At 59.6% G+C, this 6,678-nt stretch carries 5 protein-coding genes and 1 pseudogene; all 6 read left to right on the top strand.

Features of this window, described 5'->3' with window-relative positions:
* Positions 1-1,204, top strand: a pseudogene (locus tag Q0239_RS06155) (UDP-N-acetylmuramoyl-L-alanyl-D-glutamate--2,6-diaminopimelate ligase); the annotation flags it as partial.
* The gene (murF, locus tag Q0239_RS06160; protein ID WP_298599941.1) at positions 1,201-2,589 is read left to right on the top strand and encodes a UDP-N-acetylmuramoyl-tripeptide--D-alanyl-D-alanine ligase; all 1,389 of its coding nucleotides are present in this window, start codon (positions 1,201-1,203) and stop codon (positions 2,587-2,589) included. The pseudogene Q0239_RS06155 and the gene murF, both read left to right, overlap by 4 nt.
* The gene (mraY, locus tag Q0239_RS06165; protein ID WP_298599944.1) at positions 2,589-3,659 is read left to right on the top strand and encodes a phospho-N-acetylmuramoyl-pentapeptide-transferase; all 1,071 of its coding nucleotides are present in this window, start codon (positions 2,589-2,591) and stop codon (positions 3,657-3,659) included. Before murF ends, mraY begins: the two co-directional genes overlap by 1 nt.
* Complete coding sequence (gene murD, locus Q0239_RS06170) at positions 3,656-4,945, top strand: UDP-N-acetylmuramoyl-L-alanine--D-glutamate ligase (RefSeq protein ID WP_298599947.1); 1,290 nt, start codon at positions 3,656-3,658, stop codon at positions 4,943-4,945. The genes mraY and murD overlap by 4 nt, the downstream gene beginning before the upstream one ends.
* Entirely contained in the window at positions 4,945-6,165 is a 1,221-nt protein-coding gene (locus Q0239_RS06175) for an FtsW/RodA/SpoVE family cell cycle protein (RefSeq protein ID WP_298599949.1), read from the top strand. The genes murD and Q0239_RS06175 overlap by 1 nt, the downstream gene beginning before the upstream one ends.
* 2 nt (positions 6,166-6,167) lie before the next feature.
* Positions 6,168-6,678, top strand: a 511-nt coding sequence (locus Q0239_RS06180) for a glycosyltransferase (RefSeq protein WP_298599951.1), incomplete at its 3' end; no start/stop codon positions are given.

Below are 6,678 nucleotides of genomic sequence, written 5' to 3' on the forward strand. Positions count from 1 at the left end.
AGTCGCGACTCCCACTAAAGTGTTTGCGGGTTTGTCGCCGCGTTTGTACGCGCTGTCCCCGGCGCATGTTGCCGCCATAACGGGAACGAACGGCAAAACCTCCACTGTTGAACTGACCCGCCAGCTGTGGCGCATGTCAGGCCATAGCGCGGCCTCGATCGGTACTTTGGGGGTTACCACCGCGGACGAGCAGGTGCGCACCGGTTTGACGACGCCCGACGTCGTTACCTTCCTATCGAACATGGCGGGGCTGGGGGGCCAGGGGGTGACCCCTGCCATATTCGAAGCCAACGGCCGTGGCCGTGCACCAAATCGGATTGCACGTGCGGCTTGATTGGGCGCCGCTTTCAGTAATCTCAGCCGCGATCACCTCGATTATCATGGCACAATGGACGCCTATTTCGAGGCCAAGATGCGCCTGTTTGACGAGGTCGCGACCGAAAATGCCACCGCCATCATCTGGGCCGACGACGAATGGTCCGAAAAGGTCATCGCCCGCGCCAAGGCACGTCCGTTACGGCTGATCACAGTCGGCACCCAAGGGAAGGGCATCAAACTGTTGTCACGCGAGCCCACCCAGTTGGGTCAGACCCTGGAAATTTCGATCCAAGGCGAAGTCAGCAAGGTCAAGCTGCCTCTGATTGGCGCCTATCAGGCGGCCAATACGCTGGTATCGGCGGGGATTGCGATTGCCAGCGGCTGCGATGCCGAGGAAGTCATCGCAAATCTGGCGCGGCTGCAGCCAGTCAGGGGAAGGCTGGAACGTGCGGCGATAAGCCGCAGCGGGGCACCGGTCTATGTCGACTATGCCCATACCCCCGACGGGTTGGAAGCAGCGATTGCGGCACTTCGCCCGCACACCAAGGGCAAACTCATCGTCGCTTTCGGCGCGGGCGGTGATCGCGATGCCGGCAAGCGCCCTATCATGGGCGAGATTGCGACCCGCGACGCGGATGTCGTAATCGTCACCGATGATAATCCGCGCACCGAAGATCCAGCGGAGATCCGTCGACAGGTCCTTTCGGGTGCGCCTGGCGCACTCGACATCGGAGACCGGCGGGAGGCGATTGCCGAAGCCATCCGGCAGGCTGCCGCTGACGATATCGTGATGATTGCTGGCAAAGGACATGAGCTCGGCCAGACCGTTGGCGATAAGGTCTATCCGTTCGACGATGTCGAAGTCGCGCGGGAGTGCGCGGCATGAGCACGCTTTGGACCTCGACAGAAATCGCGGTAGCGACCGGCGGCCAGTCAAGTGCAGACTTTGAATGCAATGGCGTTGCCTTTGACTCGCGCGAAATCGGCCCAGGTGATCTGTTCTTCGCGATGAAGGGCGAACAGGCGGAGGGGCATCGTTTCGTTGCGCAGGCCTTTGCCAGCGGTGCCAGCGGCGCTGTTGTCAGCAACCCAGTAGATGGCCCGCATGTGCTGGTGCCCGATACGATGCGCGCGCTCGAACAGCTTGGCATCGCCTCACGCGCGCGCGTCTCAGCGAAAGTTATCGGCGTTACCGGTTCGGCCGGTAAAACGGGGACGAAAGAGGCGCTCTATGCAGCGCTCGAACGCTGCAATCCGGGTAAGGCGCATCGTTCGGTCAAAAGCTATAACAACCATGTCGGCGTGCCGCTCAGCCTGTCGCGCATGCCGCGCGAGACCGAATATGGCGTGTTCGAAATGGGAATGAACCATGCCGGGGAACTGTCCGCATTGACCCGCTTCGTCCGCCCTCACGTCGCGATCGTGACGACGATTGCCCCCGCCCATATCGAACATTTCGGCAGCGAAGAGGGCATCGCAGACGCTAAAGGCGAGATATTTGAAGGCCTCGAACCCGACGGGGTCGCCATCATTCCTTTCGACAATCGCCATTATGCCCGCTTGCGCGCCAAGGCCGAACAACATGCTGCGCGCATTGTCAGCTTCGGATTTGGCGAAGGCGCAGATGTGCGTTGCATCGACCATTTGGGAAGCGCAAACGGCGGCACTCTCGTTACCGCGCAATTGCCTGCGGCGATGCTGCAATATGAATTGTCACAGCCGGGCGACCATTGGGTTTCGAACTCCCTTGCCGTGCTAGCCGCGGTTCAGGCTGTGGGCGCTGATCTAGCGGTTGCTGGTCTGGCGCTCGCCGATTTGGGCGGCCTCAAAGGGCGCGGCGCACGGCATCGCCTGACGGTGGCTGGCGGCGAAGCGTTGCTGATCGACGAAAGCTACAACGCCAATCCGGCATCCATGGCCGCAACGCTGACCGGGCTCGGTAACGCCAAAGCCGAACGCCGCATTGCTGTCTTGGGTGCGATGAAGGAATTGGGCGAACAGTCGGCCAAATTCCATACCGCGCTTCGCGAGCAAATAGCGTCGGCGCAGGTCGACTGGTTGCTGCTCGTCGGCGAAGAGATGGCTCCGCTCGCCGAAGCGTTGTCTGCTGACATTGCATGGGCCGGCAAATTCGCCCATTGCGCCTTGGTGGCCGAAGCGTCAGAGCGGCTTCGCGGCGAAGTACGCGGTGGCGATGCGATATTGATAAAAGGGTCGAATTCCGTGGGTCTTTCCGCGGTGGTCGAGGCACTACTCGGCGGAGGGGATTGATGTTTTACTGGCTCGCGCAATATTTTGATTTTGCGGGTTTTCTGAACCTGTTTCGTTACCTGACTTTCCGGTCGGGCGCAGCGGTCGGAACCGCTTTCGTCATCGGCCTCATCATCGGTCCGCGTTTCATCAACATGCTCCGCGTGCGCCAGGGCAAGGGGCAACCGATCCGTTCGGATGGCCCGCAGACGCACCTTGCCAAGGTTGGCACCCCGACCATGGGCGGGTTGATGATCCTGACCTCGATCGCCATTTCGATGTTGCTCTGGATGGATTTGACCAACAGCTATGTTTGGGCCTGCATTGTCGTGATGCTGGGCTTTGGCCTTGTTGGCTTCATGGACGATTACGACAAGGTGAAGAAGCGCAGCACGGCCGGGGTTTCGGGTAAGATCCGCTTGCTCCTCGAATTCCTGATTGCCGGGGCTGCAGTGGCGTTGATCGTACACCAATCGGGCGGCCAGCTCTATTTCCCGTTCGTCAACGGTCCCGTTGTCGATCTCGGCTATTGGTACATAATCTTCGGCGCATTCGTGATCGTCGCCTTTGGTAATGCCGTGAATCTGACTGATGGGCTGGACGGGCTGGCGACAATGCCGGTCATCATCGCATCGCTAGCATTCATGCTAATCGCCTATCTGGTTGGCAATGCGAAATATGCTGCTTATCTCGGCGTCCCTTTCTTCCTCGGTGCAGGTGACCTTGCCATTTTGTGCGGCGCGATCATCGGGGCAGGGCTGGCCTTCCTCTGGTTCAACGCCCCTCCGGCTGCAGTGTTTATGGGCGATACCGGCAGTCTCGCGCTTGGCGGCACGCTGGGCGCAATTGCGGTTGTTGCGCACCATGAATTTGTACTCGCCATCATCGGCGGCCTTTTCGTCGTAGAGGCGCTTTCCGTGATCATTCAGGTATTCTGGTTCAAGCGGACCGGAAAGCGCGTTTTCCGCATGGCACCGATCCATCACCATTTTGAACAATTGGGTTGGCCTGAATCGACGGTTGTAATCCGTTTCTGGATTATCTCCTTCGTGCTTGCACTGGCAGGATTGGCAACGCTCAAGCTCAGATGATTGTATCGGACGCCTTTCGCGGCAAACGCTATGCAGTGCTCGGCCTAGCCAGGTCGGGCCTTGCCACTGTGCGTAGTCTAGTCGCAAGCGGAGCGGAGGTAACCGCCTGGGATAGCAAGGAAGAGGCAAGGGCGCAGGTCGAGGGCGAAGTCAGCTTTGCCGATCCGATGCAAATCGATCTGGCAGGGTTTGACGGGTTGGTGCTTTCGCCCGGCGTTCCGCTCAATACCCACCCGATTGCTAACAAGGCGCGCGATGCCAATGTACCGATCATAGGCGATATCGAACTGTTCGCGCTCGCCCGAGCTTCGCTACCGCCGCACAAGGCCATCGGTATTACCGGCACCAACGGCAAATCGACAACCACTGCGCTGCTACACCATATGATGCAGACCGCCGGGCTACCTTCGCTTATGGGCGGGAATATTGGTTTGCCAATTCTTTCGCAGCAGCCCTTGCCCGAAGGCGGGGTCTATGTCCTCGAACTGTCGAGCTACCAGATAGACCTGACGCACAGCCTCGATTGCGACGTCGCAGTGCTCACGAATATCACCCCCGATCATCTTGATCGTTACGATAGTTTCCTTGACTACGCCGCATCGAAAGAGCGTTTGTTCCATATGCAGCATGCCGACAAGGTTTCGGTGATTGCCGCTGATGATGATCCGTCCCGGATGATCGCCAGCCGTATCCACCATCGCCTGCGCCGCGTGCATGCCAGCGATATCAAAGACCAGTCGCGCTGGCCCTCTTTGCAAGGACCGCACAATGCGCAGAATGTCGCCTGTGCGATTGCCGCGTGCGAAGCGATTGGATTGGATGCCGAAACCATCGAAGGCGGGCTCGTCACCTATCCGGGTCTTGCACACCGTATGGAACGATTGGGCGAGGTGGACGGCGTGCTTTATGTCAACGACAGCAAGGCAACCAACCCGACGTCGGCTGCACCCGCATTGGGCGCATATCCGGCAATCCATTGGCTGCTCGGCGGTCAGGCAAAGGGCGATGATCTCGATGCTTGCCTGCCGAATCTCGGCAATGTGCGAGCGGCTTATGCCTTTGGTGAGGATGGCGCAAAGCTTGCTGCTATCCTGCAAGGTAAGGTGGACGTGACGGTTTATCCCAAGCTGCGCGATGCCACACTTGCGGCGGCCGGTGCGGCGAAGGCGGGTGAGGCAGTGTTGCTCTCCCCGGCCTGTGCATCCTTCGACGAATTTCGCGATTTCGAACACCGGGGCGACAGTTTCCGGGAGATAGTGGCTGCATTGCGCGACAGGGGGACGTGATGTTGGGCATATTGAAAGGCAATGGGAACAGCCTTCCGCCGGGATTTGGTGGCAAGCGCGATCTTTCGAACCGGCTTGGGCGCGGAGACCGTTCGCCGTTGAGCATCTGGTTCTGGGAGCTGGATCGCGTGCTGTTGTCGCTGTTCCTCGTTCTGATCGCCATCGGTCTGATTGCAGTTGCGGCAGGGTCGCCCGCTACCGCGCGTCGCCTTTCGACCGACACGGAATCGCTCAGCCCGCTTTACTTCTTTTATAAGCAGTTGGCCTGGGTGGCACTGGGCGTGCCCTTCATGTTCGTCATTTCAATGTACCCGCGCGAGCAAGCGAAGCGCATCGCGTTGGGCGGCTTTTGCGTCTTCCTGCTGTTGCTTCTGCTGGTGCCCATCCTCGGCAAGGAAGTGAACGGGTCGCAGCGTTGGTTTGGCCTTGGCCCTGCCAGCTTCCAGCCGTCGGAATTCCTGAAGCCTTGTTATGCGGTCACAATGGCGTGGATCATCAGCTGGCGTCAGCGCGATCCAACCTTGCCGGTGCGGATCATCACAATGGGCTTCACCGGACTGATCTGTGGATTGCTGATGCTGCAGCCCGATCTTGGCCAGACGATCCTTTTCTGCGGCATCTGGTTCGCACTGATGATGGTTTCAGGCGTGCAGGCCAAGCTGCTTTGGTCGAGCGCGGTCGGCGGCCTTGTTGGCATCATCGCTGCCTATAATTTTTATCCGGTCGCGCAGCAGCGCATCGATGCATGGATTTTCGGTACCGAAGGCATCACGCATGACAAGTTGGCGATGGCGACGCTGACCGCAGGCGGCTTCGTCGGAACCGGCCCCGGCCTTGGCACCCGAAAATTCGCTCTGCCCGAAGCGCATACCGACTATATCTTTTCGGTAGTAGGCGAGGAGTTCGGGCTGCTCGCCTGCATGGTAATCGCCGTGCTGTTCTTCGCAATCCTCGTCCGCGTCGTCATCCGCATGCTCGATGAGCAGGACCAATTCATCCTTCTCGCCGTCACCGGCCTTGCCGCTCAATTCTGCGGGCAGGCGATGATCAATATCGCGGTCAATCTCGGCATTTTCCCTTCAAAGGGTATGACCTTGCCGTTCATCAGCTATGGCGGGTCGTCGACGCTGGCGCTGTGTTTGTGCTGCGGATTGATGCTCGCGCTGACACGGCGCAACCCTTTCCTTGACCAGTCACCCTATATCGGGAATGGTCGGTAGCCATGAGCGTATCGCGCAATTTCGTCCTCGCCGCAGGCGGCACTGGCGGCCATATTATCCCGGCCTATGCCTTGGGTGCTGAATTGATGCGCCGTGGGCATCAGGTTGCGCTGATCACTGATAATCGCGGGTCGACCATTCCGGGATGTCCCGATGGCATGGAAATGCACATCATGCCCGCCGGTCGCGTCGCAGGCGGTCCGCGCGGCTGGCTGGCGGCGGCGCGCAATATCTGGCGCGGACGGGCAATGGCGCGCGCGCTGTTCAACGAATTTGATCCGACCGCGGTGGTCGGTTTTGGCGGTTATCCGGCACTGCCGGCGTTACTCGCGGCATTTGCCAATAAAGTGCCGACAATTATTCACGAGCAGAACGCTGTTCTCGGCCGCGTCAACCGGCTGGTGGCTGGCAAGGTGAATGCGATCGCCACGGCCTATCCCGATGTGCAGCGAGTCAAGCCCGGCCATCAGGCAAAGGTGCATCTGGTCGGCAATCCGGTGCGTGCGCAAATCA

This window comes from uncultured Sphingorhabdus sp. (genome assembly GCF_937872355.1).
Taxonomy (GTDB): domain Bacteria; phylum Pseudomonadota; class Alphaproteobacteria; order Sphingomonadales; family Sphingomonadaceae; genus Sphingorhabdus_B.